Annotated in this window: 18 protein-coding genes; 5 read left to right on the top strand and 13 right to left on the bottom strand. The window is 38.2% G+C overall.

Features of this window, described 5'->3' with window-relative positions:
* Positions 1-5: 5 nt before the first annotated feature.
* The 4 genes from trxA (at position 6) to GYM62_RS00455 (ending at position 3,405) form a co-directional block, all read left to right on the top strand.
* Complete coding sequence (gene trxA, locus GYM62_RS00470; RefSeq protein ID WP_091654947.1) at positions 6-326, top strand: thioredoxin; 321 nt, start codon at positions 6-8, stop codon at positions 324-326.
* Positions 327-391: 65 nt separating this feature from the next.
* On the top strand, positions 392-1,447 hold the full coding sequence (gene mnmH / locus GYM62_RS00465) for a tRNA 2-selenouridine(34) synthase MnmH (protein ID WP_219957894.1): 1,056 nt from the start codon (positions 392-394) through the stop codon (positions 1,445-1,447).
* Complete coding sequence (gene selD / locus GYM62_RS00460; protein WP_219957893.1) at positions 1,419-2,459, top strand: selenide, water dikinase SelD; 1,041 nt, start codon at positions 1,419-1,421, stop codon at positions 2,457-2,459. Before mnmH ends, selD begins: the two co-directional genes overlap by 29 nt.
* 46 nt (positions 2,460-2,505) lie before the next feature.
* Complete coding sequence (locus GYM62_RS00455; RefSeq protein WP_255590458.1) at positions 2,506-3,405, top strand: transporter; 900 nt, start codon at positions 2,506-2,508, stop codon at positions 3,403-3,405.
* A 99-nt stretch (positions 3,406-3,504) separates the two neighbouring features.
* On the opposite strand, the gene GYM62_RS00450 is transcribed toward GYM62_RS00455, so the two are convergent.
* The 3 genes from GYM62_RS00450 to GYM62_RS00440 all read right to left on the bottom strand — a co-directional run bounded on the left by GYM62_RS00450 (position 3,505) and on the right by GYM62_RS00440 (position 5,998).
* Positions 3,505-4,572, bottom strand: coding sequence for a BF3164 family lipoprotein (locus GYM62_RS00450; protein WP_219957892.1), 1,068 nt, complete (start codon positions 4,570-4,572; stop codon positions 3,505-3,507).
* Positions 4,573-4,669: 97 nt separating this feature from the next.
* Entirely contained in the window at positions 4,670-4,882 is a 213-nt protein-coding gene (locus tag GYM62_RS00445) for a hypothetical protein (protein WP_219957891.1), read from the bottom strand.
* 195 nt (positions 4,883-5,077) lie between these two features.
* The gene (locus GYM62_RS00440) at positions 5,078-5,998 is read right to left on the bottom strand and encodes an IS1595 family transposase (RefSeq protein WP_219957890.1); all 921 of its coding nucleotides are present in this window, start codon (positions 5,996-5,998) and stop codon (positions 5,078-5,080) included.
* A gap of 210 nt (positions 5,999-6,208) precedes the next feature.
* Between GYM62_RS00440 and GYM62_RS00435 the strand changes: the two genes are divergently transcribed.
* Positions 6,209-6,349 carry a DPP IV N-terminal domain-containing protein gene (locus tag GYM62_RS00435; RefSeq protein ID WP_219957889.1) on the top strand — a complete coding sequence of 47 codons (141 nt, stop codon included), beginning with the start codon at positions 6,209-6,211 and terminating at the stop codon, positions 6,347-6,349.
* Between the two features lie 168 nt (positions 6,350-6,517).
* On the opposite strand, the gene GYM62_RS00430 is transcribed toward GYM62_RS00435, so the two are convergent.
* The 10 genes from GYM62_RS00430 to GYM62_RS00385 form a co-directional block, all read right to left on the bottom strand.
* On the bottom strand, positions 6,518-7,576 hold the full coding sequence (locus GYM62_RS00430) for a BF3164 family lipoprotein (protein ID WP_219957888.1): 1,059 nt from the start codon (positions 7,574-7,576) through the stop codon (positions 6,518-6,520).
* A gap of 857 nt (positions 7,577-8,433) precedes the next feature.
* Positions 8,434-9,648 (bottom strand): DUF4221 family protein, encoded by a 1,215-nt coding sequence (locus GYM62_RS00425; RefSeq protein WP_219957887.1) that lies wholly within the window; start codon positions 9,646-9,648, stop codon positions 8,434-8,436.
* Positions 9,621-9,866, bottom strand: a complete 246-nt coding sequence (locus GYM62_RS00420) for a hypothetical protein (protein WP_219957886.1) — start codon at positions 9,864-9,866, stop codon at positions 9,621-9,623. Before GYM62_RS00420 ends, GYM62_RS00425 begins: the two co-directional genes overlap by 28 nt.
* Before the next feature lie 570 nt (positions 9,867-10,436).
* Positions 10,437-10,994, bottom strand: coding sequence for a DUF502 domain-containing protein (locus tag GYM62_RS00415; protein WP_091654951.1), 558 nt, complete (start codon positions 10,992-10,994; stop codon positions 10,437-10,439).
* Between the two features lie 60 nt (positions 10,995-11,054).
* On the bottom strand, positions 11,055-11,681 hold the full coding sequence (locus tag GYM62_RS00410; protein ID WP_144607352.1) for a DUF1080 domain-containing protein: 627 nt from the start codon (positions 11,679-11,681) through the stop codon (positions 11,055-11,057).
* Positions 11,682-11,887: 206 nt separating this feature from the next.
* Positions 11,888-12,499, bottom strand: a complete 612-nt coding sequence (gene nqrE / locus GYM62_RS00405; RefSeq protein WP_091654953.1) for an NADH:ubiquinone reductase (Na(+)-transporting) subunit E — start codon at positions 12,497-12,499, stop codon at positions 11,888-11,890.
* 15 nt (positions 12,500-12,514) lie between these two features.
* Complete coding sequence (locus tag GYM62_RS00400) at positions 12,515-13,198, bottom strand: NADH:ubiquinone reductase (Na(+)-transporting) subunit D (protein WP_091654954.1); 684 nt, start codon at positions 13,196-13,198, stop codon at positions 12,515-12,517.
* 29 nt (positions 13,199-13,227) lie between these two features.
* Positions 13,228-13,995: an NADH:ubiquinone reductase (Na(+)-transporting) subunit C gene (gene nqrC, locus GYM62_RS00395; RefSeq protein WP_144607353.1), complete on the bottom strand. Its 768-nt coding sequence runs from the start codon at positions 13,993-13,995 to the stop codon at positions 13,228-13,230.
* The gene (locus GYM62_RS00390) at positions 13,982-15,196 is read right to left on the bottom strand and encodes an NADH:ubiquinone reductase (Na(+)-transporting) subunit B (RefSeq protein ID WP_144607354.1); all 1,215 of its coding nucleotides are present in this window, start codon (positions 15,194-15,196) and stop codon (positions 13,982-13,984) included. The genes nqrC and GYM62_RS00390 overlap by 14 nt, the downstream gene beginning before the upstream one ends.
* A 5-nt stretch (positions 15,197-15,201) precedes the next feature.
* A complete protein-coding gene (locus GYM62_RS00385; protein WP_219957885.1) occupies positions 15,202-16,557 on the bottom strand; it encodes a Na(+)-translocating NADH-quinone reductase subunit A in 1,356 nt (451 codons plus the stop codon).
* Between the last annotated feature and the right edge of the window lie 6 nt (positions 16,558-16,563).

The raw sequence follows: 16,563 nt of genomic DNA, 5'->3' as shown, positions 1-16,563 counted from the left end.
ATACAATGGGAAAAGCAATCGAAATCACCGACGCTAATTTTGAAGATGTAATCAAATCCGATCAGCCAATTCTGGTTGATTTTTGGGCCGAATGGTGTGGACCTTGTAAAATGATCGGACCAGTAGTTGAAGAATTGGCCGGTGATTACGAAGGAAAAGCAGTAATCGGAAAAGTGGATGTAGACTCTAACCCAGGAGTTGCTCAGGCATTTGGCATCCGTTCTATTCCAACCTTATTGTTCTTCAAAGATGGGCAAATCGTAGATAAGCAAGTAGGTGCAGTGCCTAAAGCTGTATTAGCACAGAAGTTGGATGCTCAATTATAAGCAGCATCTTCCAAGAATTTGAAGCCACGGAAAAATCCCGTGGCTTTTTTTATATTCGATACTTGATGAATGAAAAGCTAATTTCTCTATCTGAATTTTTCCATTTAAGGGCCTCAACACCTATTCTTGATGCCCGAAGCGGAGGAGAGTTTGAGCAAAGCCATATACATGGCGCACAGAATCTCCCTATTCTAAACAATCAAGAAAGAATTGATGTCGGAACTCTTTATAAAAATGAAGGCAGTGAAGCGGCTACCTTAAAAGGTTTTGAACTGGTTGGCCCTAGATTTCATCTCATCCAAAAAGAAGCAATTCAACGATTCCCTGAACGAAAAGTCCTACTCTACTGCTGGCGAGGAGGAATGAGATCCCAGATTTTATCTTGGCTATTGGGAATGGTAGGATTCGAAGTGTATCGCTTAAAAGGTGGCTATAAAACCTATAGAACTTTTACATTTGAAGAGGTTCGAAAACCCCGTATACTCATCATATTAGGTGGAAAAACCGGTTCTGAAAAAACACTGTTACTAAAGGAGCTCTCCAAAAGCGGAGAGCAAGTTATAGATTTGGAAGCCCTGGCAAGGCATAAAGGATCCTCATTTGGAGCGATTGGGCAAGATCCTCAGCCTACTGTGGAGCAGTTTGAAAACCTAATGGCCGAGCAATTACTCCAAATGGATACTGTTCGACCTATCTGGGTAGAAAACGAAAGCCGAAAAATAGGGAGGATTATTATCCCTGATCATTTTTTTCAGCAAATGCTTGAGGCACCCCTGATAGATATTTTCAAGACAGATAAGGAAAGAATAGCGCATATTGCTGATGAATACGGGAAACTTCCCAAAGAAGAATTGATCGCTGCTGTCAAGCGATTGAAGAAAAAATTGGGAGGACTAAGAACGGAGCAGGCGATTGAAGCAATCCGATCAGGAGACCATGCAGCTTGGATTCAGAATCTCTTAATCTACTATGACAAGGCTTACGAATATGACCTTAACCGACATCCCAACGAAAAAACGTATTCATTGGACTTGAGCAACAAAAACATTAATCAGCAAATAGAACTTTTAATTCAAACCAAATCCAAGATCCATGGAAACTCAAGCAACCCGATTAACTGAATGGAGCGAAGGCTCAGGTTGTGGGTGCAAAATCGCTCCTGCCATTCTTGATCAAATACTCACTTCCAGTAATTCATTCAGCCAAACTGATCCCAAGCTTTTGGTTGGTAATTCCGCCAAAGATGATGCAGCAGTATATCAGGTTTCGGAGGATATCGCAATCATCAATACCGTTGATTTTTTCACACCTATAGTCGATGACCCATTTGATTTTGGAAGAATAGCTGCGGCTAACGCCATTTCTGATGTTTATGCGATGGGAGGAAAACCAATTTTTGCCAATGCCATCTTAAGCTGGCCTGTAGAAAAACTGGCTCCCGAGCTAGCAGCAAAGGTACTAGAAGGAGCTAAAAGTATTTGCCAAACCGCGGGAATTGAACTGGCAGGAGGGCATTCCATAGCTGCCAAAGATCCGATATTTGGACTCTCGGTCAACGGAATAGTTCATCCGAGAAAAATAAAAACCAACAAAGGGGCAAAGGCTGGAGATTTGATATTTTTGACTAAACCACTGGGAATAGGTGTTTTGGCCACTGCCCTCAAGCGCCAACAAATTAAAGAGACGGATTATCTCAACTTACTGGATACTGCCTGTAGATTGAATCAAATTGGAGCAGTTTTGGGAAATCATGAGGAAGTTCATGCTATGACAGATGTGACTGGTTTTGGATTGCTGGGCCACTTGATCGAAATGGCAGAAGGTGCAGGACTTTCGGCAGAATTAGAAATTGAAAGACTACCCTTAATTGAAGGAATACAGGATTATATCAATCAATTCATTTTCCCTGATAATACGTACAGAAATTGGAATGCTTTTAATGCCAAAACAAAAGGCGTGAAAGGAATGGAACTGGTCAAACTTTGCGATCCTCAGACCAGTGGTGGATTGTTGATTGCAGTTGCACCGGAGAATCAGACTTGGTTTGAAAATACCTTACAAGCGGAAAATCAGGTAGCCTGGGAAATAGGAAAGTTTACTGAAAAACTGGATTTTACAGTAAAGGTAAGCTAGGAATTCCTAGGCTTTTGTAACTTGATTTCAATCAAACCTAGCCAAAATGAACCTCAAACTCTGCTTCCTGCTCTTTTTGCTTCCATCTTTATTTGCCATGTCCCAAGTCCCATCCACCATTGAAAGTGAATTAGTCATTTTAAATGTAAAAACCCTAGAAGAAAAGGTTGTTTTGAGGGAAAAACGGCATTTTGAAGCTCCTAACTGGACCCGAGACGGAAAACATTTATTAATCAATGCTGACGGAAAGCTGGAAAAAATTGATTTAAATGGGAATAAGCTAGGCTTTATATTCCCGGATCAAATTACCCGCATAAACAATGACCATGGATTGAGTTTTGATGGAAAAACCCTTGTCTTCAGCAAAAATGAGGAAGGCATGGGCTCCCGGATTTATACGATTCCTGCAAAAGGAGGAAAAGCCAAACTTATCACTCCCAAGTATCCGAGCTACTGGCATGGTATTAGTCCTGATGGCAAAACGCTCGTGTATTGTGCAGAAAGAGATGGGGCATGGGATGTCTGGGCGATTTCAACTCAAGGAGGCACGGAAATCAGGCTAACTGATTCTGAAGGCTTGGACGACGGCCCGGAGTACTCCTATGATGGGAAATGGATCTATTTCAACAGCCACCGCACAGGCAGAATGCAGGCTTATAGAATGAAGCCAGATGGGGCTCAGCAAGAGCAGCTAACTTTTGATGAGTTGGATAATTGGTTCCCTCACCCTTCCCCAGATAATAAGAGCGCTGTGATTATTTCCTATCTAGAAGATCAAAAGGGAGCCCATCCTTTTGGGAAGGATGTGAAGCTCCGGTTACTGGATGTGGAAAACAAAACACTCAGAGATCTTACACCAGTTTTTTATGGAGGTCAAGGCACCATTAATGTACATTCTTGGTCTCCGGATGGAGATTGGATAGCTTTTGTGAGGTATTATAGATAATTACCTCAAACTCACCACTCCCCTAGAAACCATAAACTTCATCACATCAGTACTTTTGACTCCTTTGAGAGGTTTGACATCATGATTCAAACTAAATATCTATCGCAATTCTTCCGGCAAATCGAAAATAGCGATTCCCGGGTCTTCATCAGTGGTTATTCCATATAATTTTCCCAATTCCTCATCGATAACCATGGATTTGATAGACCGATCTAATTTTACCTCATAAAGTGGTACTCCCTTCTTTGTGAAGATAAAGATTCTTAAAGCCAGTTCACCAGTTTCTCGGTAATGCTCTTCAGTTAAGCCTCCATATAATGCGTAAATTTTACTTTCTGAAATATAGACATCTCTATACCTAAAGGGATTAGATATTGGAATATTCAATGGCATATTCTCATTATAATACTCGAAGGGTGGAAGCTCTTCTGATGGTCCATCTATGGTAATGATTTCCTTGTTTTGTCGATTGAAAATTTCAAGTCTATCCCTAAAAATTGAGGCATTAACAAAAATATTATAAGAATCATCTGTTTTAAACCACCCATTATTCAGAACAAAATGATGGAAATAAGATAAATCCTCTTTGCCATCAACAATTTCCCAATTTCCATACCCACCCATTTTATGTCCTCTGAAATCAACTTCTACAAACTTATTTTCATCGAAAGTGGACATACCGATAAAGGTAGAATCAGGCAAAAAATAAAATAACCCTAAAGGAGTATTTGACGGAGGCATTTTGAACTCATCTAAACCAAGCAGAGAAGAATCGTTTAAATCATATTTTACAAACTTTTTATCCATTCCACTATAGACCAGAAATTCGTTTTTTGAGCTAAGAGGATGAAACACATCTGCGGAGGGAATTTCAAATGGCCCAAATCCAATTTTCCCTTTTGATGACTTATATTCCAAATCTTCTTTATCAAAAATATGGATCAAAGGCTTATTCTCAGGAATTCTTCTATCCTCTAGGATAAAAAGATATGTTTGGCTCCTAAAAATCTTTAATGGATTTAACAAGATAGGATGATTGAATTTCGCTGAACTCAACTCATACTGAGCTAGTAATTCTGGATTTAGTTTTCCTTCGTACGGTCTATTGGAATCACAACCCAACAAGGCAAAAATTAGCAGTAAAAATGATTTACTAATATTTTTCATTTTTAATTTAGCAAAGAGATTTAAGAATCAAGGATTTGGAAGAATCATTCTTCAAATTAAAAAAATGGGAAAGGTAGCCCTTTCCCCTGCCGGTTTGTCATGGACAAAACTGGCCATAATAAACATAATCTGTTGGAAAATATGAACCATCTCTTGCCCAACATCCAGTACTCTGGGATTGACAGCAAACCCAGTATTGAGGATATCCGCCACCAGGAGGCGCTGGTTCTTCAGATTGCCCTAAGGAAGGAGTGGAAGTAATGGCAATCATTGCTAAACCACCGAAGAATAATTTAATCTTTTTAAGCATAGAGCTTTGTTTTAAGTTAAAGAATAATTAAGAGTCATTTAGACTATACTTTAAAGAAAGAAAGAAAGAAAGAAAGAAAGAAGCAAGGAATTAGTTTAAAAATGATTAAATTTTTTCTTTTTCTTGAAATAATACAACTATTCATGTTTTCACCTATTTAATAATTCTTATTCAATTAATAATTATAAATTATGATTATCCGCAATCTTGCCAGTATGGGTAAATAGAAGCAATGATGAGCCGGTCAAAGAGTTTTTGACCAAAGTATCTTCTGTTGAGCTTGTAACAAAACTCATCCAGGTAGTTCTGCATCATTCGTTCACTGATCATATGGTAAGTCTGCAGGTGTTTCTTTAAGTTACTGATGGCAATGTGAACCCATCTAAGGTTAAATTTCCCTTTATCTGTTCCAGAGATTTCTCTGACATGGACATCAATACAATCACTCAGATCTGAGAAGGTGGTACTCTTATCTGTTTGAAGCACGGAGTTAGAATCAATGTATTCTTTGATTAAAGTCTGTGCTGTTTTTGCCTCCAAGTTCTTGATCTTCTTCATTTTGAAGTACCTACAACTCTTGTCAAGCTTTCCCGACTCAGGGTCTTCTAAAACAGTTGATTCGGCCATCACAGCCACTTTTGACTGTTTTTGAGTACCCCGACCTCGCTTGAGTTTGCTTCGGATTTGGGCTTTGGTGGACTTTCCCACAAAAGCTTCATCGTATTCAACCATGTCCTCGAGTCTGTAGCGATCATCACGTTTTCCCATGACGACACGGAGCTTATGGTACATCCTGAAAACGGGTTCATAACGCTTCATTCCCAGTAATCTCTGGAGCTCGGCTGCACTGAATCCTTTCTTGGTAGCGGTAATGTAGGTGATGGCCATCATCCAGATCCTAACTGGTAAATTACTGCTTTCCATAACTGTACCGCTCTTGATACTGGTTCTGAATCCACAGGAAGAACACTGGAAACAGCGCTTGTTTTCAAGCCAATAGTGTTTGCAACCGGAGCACTTCTTACAGATGATCCCCTGTTGGATTCTTTGCTCTTTGATGAATTCAATGCAGGAAACTTCGTCTGGAAACCGATTAATGAAATTGATAATATTCATGGTCAAAACCGTCTATTTTGACCTAATTTAAAGTAAGTTAAAACCTCAATGAAGCAATTGTCACTAACTGTCAGTTAGAACTTATTTGGCCACTGGTGTCATTGCGGATATACATATTATAAATACTTACAATTGGTTTTTCATATCTCTTTCAAAGAATTTTAGTTTTTTTTAACCTAAATAAAATGATCAAATCCTTTTGGGAAGGATGTGAAGCTCCAGTTACTTGATGTGGAAAACAAAACACTCAGAGACCTTACTCCCGTTTTTTATGGAGGTCAAGGCACCATTAATGTGCATTCTTGGTCTCCGGATGGAGATTGGATAGCTTTTGTGAGGTATTATAAATAAAAGATTGAAAAAATTAATGTTTCAGACTTGATACCTCGCCCAAAACCATAAACTTCTTTTTGTCGGCACTTTTTCGCCCAAGAATTGGATGAAATACCTAGGGTATTTACATCACAATTTTAGTCTTATAATAACGAGAGATTTGATTTAGGATGCCAAATAAAAAATCTATCGTAGTTCCTCAGGTAAATCAAATATAGCGATTCCAGGATCATCATCGGTAGTTATTCCAAATATTTTTCTTTGTTTTTGATCCACTACTATTGAACTAATAGATCGGTCTAACTCTAAATTGTAGAAAGGTTCACCTTCTCTTGAAAAAACAAATATTTTTCTGGCCAACTCACTGGTTTTATAATAGTGATCGTGGCTAAATCCTCCGTATAAAGCAAAAATAAATTTATCTGTTATGTAAACATCACGATACCGAAAAGGATTGGAAATGGGAATATTCACACCATCACTGGGTTGGTAATATTCAAAAGGAGGAAGCTCTAAAGAAGGCCCATCAATGATTTTAATTTCTTCAGATTCAGGATAGAAAATTTCCAATCTATCACGAAAAATCGATGCTTTTACAAATAAATCAAAATCAACATCTGGACGGAACCATCCATCATTCAAGGTGAAATGATGAAATGGGGACATGTCTTCTTTTCCCTCTATTTGTTCCCATTCACCATATCCAATGATTTTATTTCCATAAAAATCAAGCTTTAAATACTTATTTTTTTCAAATGTAGGTATTCCAAAAAATGAAGAATCAGGTAAAAGGTAGGCCAAACCTAAAGTAGTATTTGATGCAGGCATTTTAAATTCTGAAACCGCTAATCTTGAACTATCATAAATTTCAAACTCCACAAATTTACGGTCTATTCCACTATAAATTAAAAAAGAGCTATCAGATTCTAATTGATTAAACATATCAGCAGAAGGAATTTCCAACGGGCCATATCCGTTAACACCTTTTGAATTAAAATAGGTTAATGGGTTCTTTCTTAAAATATGAACTAAAGGAAGGTCAAAGGAGATTCTCCTATCTTCCAGAACAACCAAAAAATCTCCATAACCATATATGTGAAGGGGATCAATTATTTGTTCAAAATAATATTTTTTGGAATTAAGTTGAATAATTTCAAGTTGATCAGGATTAAAAACATTTTGATCGGATTCTGAGCAAGCCCAAAGTGAACAAAGGAAAAGAAAACAATAATTTTTCAATTTCATATAATATAATAGTTGAAATGAGCGAAATAAAATAGGGAGACTCTGTCTCCCTACCTTTAGTTTACGGGCAAGTTGGATGGTTGTAAAGCTTGTAATCAGTAGGCCAAAAGGTACCGTTCATATCCCAGCATCCGGTGCTTACCGATTGACAGCAAATCCACTGAGAATAATCAATTGGGCCTACGGGTTCTTCACTCTGACCCAATGATGGAAGGGACGAGATTAAAAGTAAAGCAAGCCCCGCAAAATAAAATTTGATTTTTTTTAACATGGTAAAAGAGTTTAGGTGTGAAATAAATTTAATGCCATCTAAATGACAGTTGAAAGAAAGAAAGAAAGAAAGAAGCAAGGAATTAGTTTAAAAATGATTAAATTTTTTCTTTTTCTTGAAATAATACAACTATTCATGTTTTCACCTATTTAATAATTCTTATTCAATTAATAATTATAAATACTTACAATTGGTTTTTCATATCTCTTTCAAAAAATTTTAGTTTTTTTAACCTAAATAAAATGATCAAATCCTTTTGGGAAGGATGTGAAGCTCCGGTTACTGGATGTGGAAAGTAAAACACTCAGAGATCTTACACCAGTTTTTTAACCCGGATTATGCATTAGAATCTGTAGTGAGAGGTCAAACCGCAATAAAATCAATCCGCCTGAGGCGGAGAATGAAGCATAGCACCGCTACGGTGATTGAGCTAAATACAGCAAAGCGATTGATTTTGAAGCGGTTTGGACTCGTAATAAGAAGTCTACTGCATATTTCGGGTTTATGGAGGTCAAGGCAACATTAATGTGCATTCTTGGTCTCCGGATGGAGATTGGATAGCTTTTGTGAGGTATTATAGATGAATTTAATCTTCGCTTTCAAAATGAAACTTGTAGATATGAAACACCAACTTATCTTCCTTCACTTCTTCATTTAAATAATGAGTATAAGGAAAGTAAAGCCCATCTTTTGTCACAAAAAAGGAAAGGGCATCATATTTATGGGCGGGAAGCTCAATCTCCTGAAGAAGATTTAAGTTGTGGTCCATCACTGTCAAGTAATCTTTGGTATAAGAGAAATTAAGATTTCCCAGATTCAAATCTGGATTAGGATGTTCTCCTCTGTGGGTTCTGTAAAATAAATTTCTATAGGGATCAAAGACGGTTTGGTAGAAATAGGGGTTTTCTATCAGATGATTGAGCCTAAGATGTATTTCTGAATAGGTTTCACTTGGCAATGATTTAACCGTATTTTTGGTAAACCCACTTTCAATTGTTCTTGAAATTAGCTTTCCATTTTTTCTATCGTAGACATTAACGACTGGTGAATTGGGAAATGAGTAAATAATCAGTGAATCACTTAGCACCATATTAGGATTCATATATTCTCCCAAATACTCCCCATCTAGAAGATACGAATCAGGAAAATGAAACGGGTAATCTTTGACTTTTCCCATTTGAAGATTGATCTCTGCTAAAATAGGCACTTCATAATAGGCTGATTTGTTGGGGATTGACTCCATCGAGTAAGAATGAAAAAATACTGAGTTTGATGCCGAATCAACATACAGTTTGAAATGTACGGAATTTGATAGGTACCCTACTTTTTGCTTTCCGACATGAGAACTATTTCGACTTGATGGAATTAAATCTTTACCGAAAACTATACCTAGATCATTGATAATATCCAGTGAATAATTTTTTCCATAAAAAAAGATGGAGTCAGGTTGATGAATAAAAAAATCAAAAGGAGAATCTATTGCATTTGGTCCATCGGTATTTAAAGGTATTGAATTGATAAACTCGCCCTCAGTAAGTGAAAATATATCTAACCTGTGTAGGGATTGATTATACCCATAGAAGTAATCGATAGAGTCAGTTTTGAAAACAGAGGAACGTGGATAATCATATAATTGGTTTTTATCCAAATCAATTCTTACAGTATCGACAGTATAGGTAATGCTTTTAATTAAACTCTTTTGCTCGACGTCATTTTTACAGGATACTAAAGAAATTAGAATAAAAAATCGGGCTATTTGCCCGATTTTACAACTTAAAGACATTTTGAATATTCGGTACATAGTCCTTCTGGATTTTCAATTTGGCACTCGGTTCCAGCATTTTCTCCTGGCTTAACACTACATAAGCGGTTATCGTATTTTTTTCCACCGTCTCCACCCATCGTTTGACCTGTTGCTGAAAACCCTAATAAACCTGCTATGAGTATTACAGGAATGAAAAGTTTAACTTTTTTGAACATAATAATTTTTTGTTTTGTGAAAGATAGATTAAAAGTCATTTAGACTATGCTTAAAGAAAGAAAGAAAGAAGCAAGGAATTAGTTTAAAAATATTTAATTTTCTTTGTTTTTTCTTGAAATAATACAACTATTCATGTTTTCACCTATTTAAAATTTTTTATTCAATTAATAATTATAAATACTTACAATTGGTTTTTCATATCTCTTTCAAAAAATTTTAGTTTTTTAACCTAAATAAAATGATCAAATCCTTTTGGGAAGGATGTAAAGCTCCGGTTACTGGATATGGAAAACAAAACACTCAGAGATCTTACTCCCGTTTTTTAACCCGGATTATGCATTAGAATCTGTAGTGAGAGGTCAAACCGCAATAAAATCAATCCGCCTGAGGCGGAGAATGAAGCATAGCACAGCTACGGTGATTGAGCTAAATACAGCAAAGCGATTGATTTTGAAGCGGTTTGGACTCGTAATAAGAAGTCTACTGCATATTTCGGGTTTATGGAGGTCAAGGCACCATTAATGTACATTCCTGGTCACCAGATGGAGATTGGATAGCTTTTGTGAGGTATTATCGTTAGGAAAAATGAGTGTGAAATTGAACTTAAATTAATGCCCCAGATTGGATACCCCACCAGAAACCATAAACTTCATCACATCTGAGCTTTTCACTCCATGGAGAGGTTTGACCTTGTCCTTTGGAACTAAAAACACATTCCCGGACACATTATAGCTGTGTGGAAAGTAAACAGCTATCAAATCAGGTTCGCCAATCTCGGACATATCTTCCTGAGTTATAAAACCCAGTCTTGAAAGTGTATCTGATATCTGAACAATGACAGGAGAGCTAAATTTCTTTTTATCTCCCACAAAAGCCCCCATCAAATCCTTAATGGAAGTATAAAGTAGATTTACCAATGGAATCTTAAATACTCCTCTTTCAAACCATTCAAAAAAAGGTTTGGTAAAGAATAAACTTGCCAGATATCCAATAAACGTAATCAAGCCAAGAACCATTAAGATGCCAATCCCTGGAATAGGAACAGGAATCAAATTGTCTAAGAAGACAAAAATTGCATAGATCACATAAATCGTAACGGCTAACGGAGTAATGAATAATAGTCCTCTCAGAAAGTAGGACAGAATTCTTTTATAAGTGAATCCCATGGATTTAGATCTTGAAAAGATTTGAATTACTAATTCATCAAGTACGAATACTCAAAGGTATCAATCCAGCAATTTAATCTTCACACTTCTATAAAAAATCACTGATTCTGGATCATGGGCTTGCAAAGCAATGGTTCCCTTATCAAACTTCTTCTCTCCAGCGTTGGCAGGCCTGTCGGCATCCTCAGACTCATCATATTCCATTACTACCTGATCATTGATTTTGACAGTAGCCTGATCTCCTTTGACTATAATGTGGTAAGTATACCATTCGCCATCATTTACATAGACTTCTCTTACATCATTGAAAGAATAAAGGCTTCCTGATTTTCTCCAGTCAGAATGTGATTGATTGACTTGCACTTCATATCCTTTTTCAGGCCAACCTTTTTCTTGGTAAGCAGTATGGATAAAAATTCCTGAATTGGCTTTAGGCATTGTTTTCACCTCTACCATCAATTCAAAATTTTCAAATTCATGATCTCCCACCGGTCCCACATAAAAAGCATGTGCTCTGGGTCCATCCACTTTAATTACGCCGTCCATTACTTGAAAGGAATTCGGATTTTCAGATACTTCCCATCCATCCAGATTCTTCCCGTTGAATAATTCAATCCATTCTGTCGATTGAGCAAATGATAAAGAGCAAATGAGTAGAAAGGTTAAAAATAAGTTTAGTTTTTTCATCTGTTTATAAATTGTTTTTTAGAGGTCAGATGGAATGCCCAGGAAAATAATCCCCTGTGTGAGATTTTTCCTAATGGGCATTTCATAGGGATACAATTTAGGTTTGATGTATGAATATACGATCACAATCAGCAGCTCTCCAAACCGCTGAAAAACAAAAAAGGCTCTAAATTTCTCCAGAGCCTTTTCTTATCAATTTGATGATTTTATAAGTCTATTCCCATGAAAGACATGAAAGCTATCCCCATCAAACCAGTTAGAAGCATGGTAATTCCCAAGCCTTTCAAACCGTTTGGTACATGAGAATACTTTAACTTCTCTCTAATCGCTGCCAAAGCAACAATTGCAAGGAAGAAACCTGTACCAGAACCGAAACCGTAAACAGCTGATTCAGCCAAGGTATAATCTCTTTGTGCCATGAAAAGGGAACCACCCAAGATCGCACAGTTTACAGCAATCAAAGGCAAGAAGATACCCAATGCACCATACAATGCTGGAGCGAACTTTTCTACAACCATTTCTACCAACTGAACCATCGCAGCGATGATCGCGATAAACATGATAAATCGAAGGAAAGTCAAGTCAATAGATGCCAACTCAGCATTCACCCAAGTCAAAGCTCCTTCTTTCAATACAAATTCATTCAAAAGCCAGTTGACAGGGACAGTTACAGTCAATACGAAAATAACTGCTGCACCTAAACCTAGTGCTGTACTTACTTTTTTGGAAACGGCCAAGAAAGAACACATTCCGAGGAAGTAAGCGAAAACCATGTTGTCGATAAAGATCGACCGAATTCCTAAATTAAATAATTCCATTTCTTCTATCGGATTTTAGTGTTCAACATAACCTGTTTTGGTACGCTGTACCCAAATGATCAAACCTAGGATGATGAAAGCTCCAACAGGAGATACCATCAAACCATTGGTAGCTAAAGAGAAGTCATCCCCAAAGATTCCTGACACATAATCGAAAACCGGAATTCCGAATACAGAACCTGATCCCCAAAGCTCTCGAAAGAAAGCTACTGTCAAAATAATCCAAGAGTATCCTAAAGCAGACCCAAAGCCATCCAAAATAGAATCGTAAGGCTTGTTACCCAAAGCAAATGCTTCTAGACGGCCCATTACGATACAGTTGGTAATAATCAAACCTACGAATACAGAAAGCTCCTTGTACATATCGTAAGCGAAAGCTCTCAAAATTTCAGAAACAAGCGTTACCAAGGTAGCTACAACGGCCAACTGAACGATGATACGTACTCGACTAGGAATGGTGTTTCTTAATAGTGAAATGGTCAAGTTGGCCATTACCACTACGAAAATTACCGAAATTGCCATTACCAAAGTTGGCTTCATTTGAGTAGTCACCGCCAAAGCAGAACAGATTCCCAATACCTGAATGGTGATTGGGTTATCATCCACCAAAGGATCACTTATTAATTTTTTGCGGCGCTTGGAAAGAAGAGCCTCTGAAGGCTTTTTCTCAATCGCTTTTTCTACAGTTTCAGCACTCATTAGTATAAAATTCTTGAGTTGAATAATGATTAAAATGCAGCAGCCATCGCCTTAGAACCTTTCTTAGATTCTATATAGGCTTTATAATGACCTAGGTAATTTTGCAACATGGTATTTACTCCGTTACCAGTGATGGTAGCACCTGACATTCCATCCACTTGGTGAGGATTGTCAGAATAGTCTTTGCCTTCTCCTTTTTGCATGGAAACAGCTACCAATTCACCGGATTCATTGAAAATTTCTTTTCCTACATATCTTTCCTGCACCCCAGGTTCAGTAATTCTAGCCCCTAAACCTGGAGTTTCACCAGCGTGAGCCATGGTAATACCACCTACAGTATTCATATCTGTATCTAAGGCCAAATATCCCCAGATGGCATCCCATAATCCAGCTCCATATAATGGGAAAATATAAGATTCCACAGCTTCTGAATCTCCTTCTTTATGGAAAATGAATACAGGATAAAGACGTTGGTCAGCAGGCTTTTTATAATTCTTAGCAATGTCAACCGTTTCCGCAGATACGGCTACCCCACCTTGCTCTTTTACTTCCTGTCCATTGATATCCACCACGGTGGAAGAAATTCTATTGGTATAGAAGGCATTTACTTCTTCTGGTGACATAGCGTCGATCTCTTCTCCTGGGATAACTGCCCCCAGAATCTGCTTCTTTTTATCCAAAGCTTCAGCTTCTCTTTGCATAGGACCCAAAACCTGGGAAGTACCTGAAAGAAGCAAGCCAAGAACTACGGTCAGAATGACCGAGAATGTGATGATATAAGCGTTAGACTGTTGCACGTTGTAACCTCCTTGTTTTGTTTGCTTTTACTACATAATAGTCGATCAGAGGAGCGAAAACGTTCATAAATAGAACGGCTAGCATGATTCCCTCTGGATAGGCTGGGTTTGTAACTCTAATGATCACGGTCAAGAAACCTATCAATAATCCATAAATCCATTTACCGGTTTCTGTCTGTGATGCTGAAACAGGATCAGTTGCCATAAATACGATACCAAATGCTAATCCTCCCATCACCCAGTGATATTGAGGAGGCATTGCCATGTATTCATTTACAGCAAAAAGATTCATCACGAATCCCATGATGTATGCTCCTGCGAATCCGGAAACAATAATCTTCCAGCTTGCTACTCCTGTACCGATCAGAATCAAAGCTCCAACCAATGCCATCAATGTGGAAGTCTCCCCGATAGAACCCGGAATCCATCCCATAAACATGTTAGCGAAGCTGAACATATCTGAACCTAGTGCAGTGTTGTGACTTGCTAGAGCTTCAGTCACAGGAACACCATCTACTCCGGCATTATAAGCAACAGCCAAGGCAGTTGCTCCTGAGAAACCATCGACAGCTGCCTTATCTCCTAAATAAGTCCAGACTTGGTCACCTGAAATCTGTGCAGGATAAGCAAAGTATAAGAATGCTCTTGCTGTCATAGCCACGTTCAGGATATTCATCCCTGTACCTCCAAAAACTTCTTTTGCAATAACTACGGCGAAGACTGTAGCCAAGGCAACTTGCCATAGTGGGGTAGAAGCAGGAACAACCAACGGAATTAACATACCCGTCACCAGGAAGCCTTCGTTGATAGGGTGCTTTCTAATCACAGCAAATGTAGCCTCCACCAAACCACCGGCAGCATAAGCTACAATAATGATTGGAAGAACCAATTGCAAACCGATTAGGGCTTTATCTCCGAAATTTTCCCACAAACCTGCTGTTTCACCAGTGGCCAACAAACTTTGATGCCCAACGTTGTAAATACCAAACAACAAGCAAGGAATCATAGCCACCACTACAGTGATCATCATTCGCTTCAGGTCAATGGCATCCTTTACTTGGGCACCTTTGATTCCTGTGGTATGATTTGGTGAGAAAAGAAAGGTCTCACCCGCCTCAAATGCGTAATATAAACTTTCAAGCTTGCCCCCTTTTTCAAAAAGAGGCTTCTGCTTGTCCATTAAATCTCTTAGAAACTTCATATGGATTAACTGTATTGGATTAATTCTATACCTTTTCTTACCAACTCCTGCACAGGATGCTTGGACACATCGACAAATTCACAAAGTGCCAAATCCTCTTCTACGATCTCATAGATTCCCAATTCTTCCATTTCATCAAAATCTTCTGCCATGATGGCTTTCAATAAATAAACTGGAAGAATATCCATCGGAGTTACTGATTCAAACACGCCGGTTTGAACAAATGCTCTTTCCTCTCCTCTAGCATTAGAGTCAAGTACATATTCTTTGTTTGGTTTTAGGAAGGAAAGTAAGCCTAAAGCTCTGTGATAGCTTAGCTTTTCGGTAGTAGGCTTCGCCCAACCTAAAAACTCATAGTAATCTCCTTCAGGGATTACAGTGATCTGGTTGTGATAGAAACCTAAATAACCTTCCATTGAGATTTTCTCTCCTGTCAATACATTGCCAGAGATCACTCTAACATGCCCACTGTTCAAATTTCCTTTTACAAAAGTGGACACACAAGCTCCAGCCTTTGTTTTCACGTAGGCAGTTTTAGTCAATTCTGAACCAGTGATGGCAATGACTTTAGAAGCATCAAACACACCATTCACTATCAATTTACCGATCTGTACCACCCCTGCCGGAGAAATAGTCCAAGCAATTTCACCCTTGTTGATAGGGTCTAGGTGATGAATCTGCACACCCACATTGCCTGCAGGATGTGGACCGGAGAATTGATTGATCTGAACACCTTTAGCCTGTGAGAAAATCGAAGGAATTGAATTAGAGCCATCCACATTGAGGTGAATTTTTCCTTCAGTCAATTTCGCCAAAGCGTCCAAACCTGCCTGAAAATAGGAATCTTCACCTTGAAGGGTGAATCCCAAATCAGGAGCCAATGGATGCGTATCAAAAGCAGAAATGAAAATAGCCTTTGGAGTATCTGCCGGATTAGCTACAACTCCAAATGGACGCTGAATCAAATTTGGCCAAACTCCGCTTTGGGTTAGTTTTTGGACTAGAGAATCTCTATCGATAGAGGCTAGGTTGATTTTACCCAGATCTTCAAAAGAGTTTTCTTTATCCGCCAAAATTTTGATTTCGAGCAGCTTTCGCTTTTCACCCCTTTTGACTTCAACGATTTCACCTGATACCGGCGCCACGTACATGACTTGATCCAAGGCCTTATCGAACAGGATTGGAGTACCAGCCTTCACTGCATCTCCCTCATTGACAAGTACTTTTGGTCTTTGAAGACCAATAAAGTCTGTCGGCTTAATTGCGAAGGTTTGAGCGGGAGCAAAATCAGCCAGCTCTTGCTTAGCCTTTCCTGCCAGGTTGATGTCAAAACCTTTCTTAAGCTTCACTATTTTAGACATATCTGT

It is taken from the genome of Algoriphagus sp. NBT04N3, assembly GCF_019443765.1.
In the GTDB taxonomy this organism is placed as follows: domain Bacteria; phylum Bacteroidota; class Bacteroidia; order Cytophagales; family Cyclobacteriaceae; genus Algoriphagus; species Algoriphagus ornithinivorans.
Note: the sequence above shows the minus strand (reverse complement) of the source record. Positions and strands in the feature narration are given on the sequence as shown.

Excerpts from the sequence above, each read along its gene's own strand:
- GYM62_RS00440 (WP_219957890.1), bottom strand. The coding sequence starts at position 5,998 with ATGAATATTATCAATTTCATTAATCGGTTTCCAGACGAAGTTTCCTGC.
- GYM62_RS00385 (WP_219957885.1), bottom strand. The coding sequence starts at position 16,557 with ATGTCTAAAATAGTGAAGCTTAAGAAAGGTTTTGACATCAACCTGGCA.
- GYM62_RS00400 (WP_091654954.1), bottom strand. The coding sequence starts at position 13,198 with ATGAGTGCTGAAACTGTAGAAAAAGCGATTGAGAAAAAGCCTTCAGAG.
- selD (WP_219957893.1), top strand. The coding sequence starts at position 1,419 with ATGGAAACTCAAGCAACCCGATTAACTGAATGGAGCGAAGGCTCAGGT.
- GYM62_RS00410 (WP_144607352.1), bottom strand. The coding sequence starts at position 11,681 with ATGAAAAAACTAAACTTATTTTTAACCTTTCTACTCATTTGCTCTTTA.
- GYM62_RS00415 (WP_091654951.1), bottom strand. The coding sequence starts at position 10,994 with ATGGGATTCACTTATAAAAGAATTCTGTCCTACTTTCTGAGAGGACTA.
- GYM62_RS00430 (WP_219957888.1), bottom strand. The coding sequence starts at position 7,576 with ATGAAATTGAAAAATTATTGTTTTCTTTTCCTTTGTTCACTTTGGGCT.
- GYM62_RS00425 (WP_219957887.1), bottom strand. The coding sequence starts at position 9,648 with ATGTACCGAATATTCAAAATGTCTTTAAGTTGTAAAATCGGGCAAATA.
- mnmH (WP_219957894.1), top strand. The coding sequence starts at position 392 with ATGAATGAAAAGCTAATTTCTCTATCTGAATTTTTCCATTTAAGGGCC.
- trxA (WP_091654947.1), top strand. The coding sequence starts at position 6 with ATGGGAAAAGCAATCGAAATCACCGACGCTAATTTTGAAGATGTAATC.
- GYM62_RS00420 (WP_219957886.1), bottom strand. The coding sequence starts at position 9,866 with ATGACTTTTAATCTATCTTTCACAAAACAAAAAATTATTATGTTCAAA.
- GYM62_RS00445 (WP_219957891.1), bottom strand. The coding sequence starts at position 4,882 with ATGCTTAAAAAGATTAAATTATTCTTCGGTGGTTTAGCAATGATTGCC.
- GYM62_RS00390 (WP_144607354.1), bottom strand. The coding sequence starts at position 15,196 with ATGAAGTTTCTAAGAGATTTAATGGACAAGCAGAAGCCTCTTTTTGAA.
- GYM62_RS00455 (WP_255590458.1), top strand. The coding sequence starts at position 2,506 with ATGAACCTCAAACTCTGCTTCCTGCTCTTTTTGCTTCCATCTTTATTT.
- nqrE (WP_091654953.1), bottom strand. The coding sequence starts at position 12,499 with ATGGAATTATTTAATTTAGGAATTCGGTCGATCTTTATCGACAACATG.
- GYM62_RS00450 (WP_219957892.1), bottom strand. The coding sequence starts at position 4,572 with ATGAAAAATATTAGTAAATCATTTTTACTGCTAATTTTTGCCTTGTTG.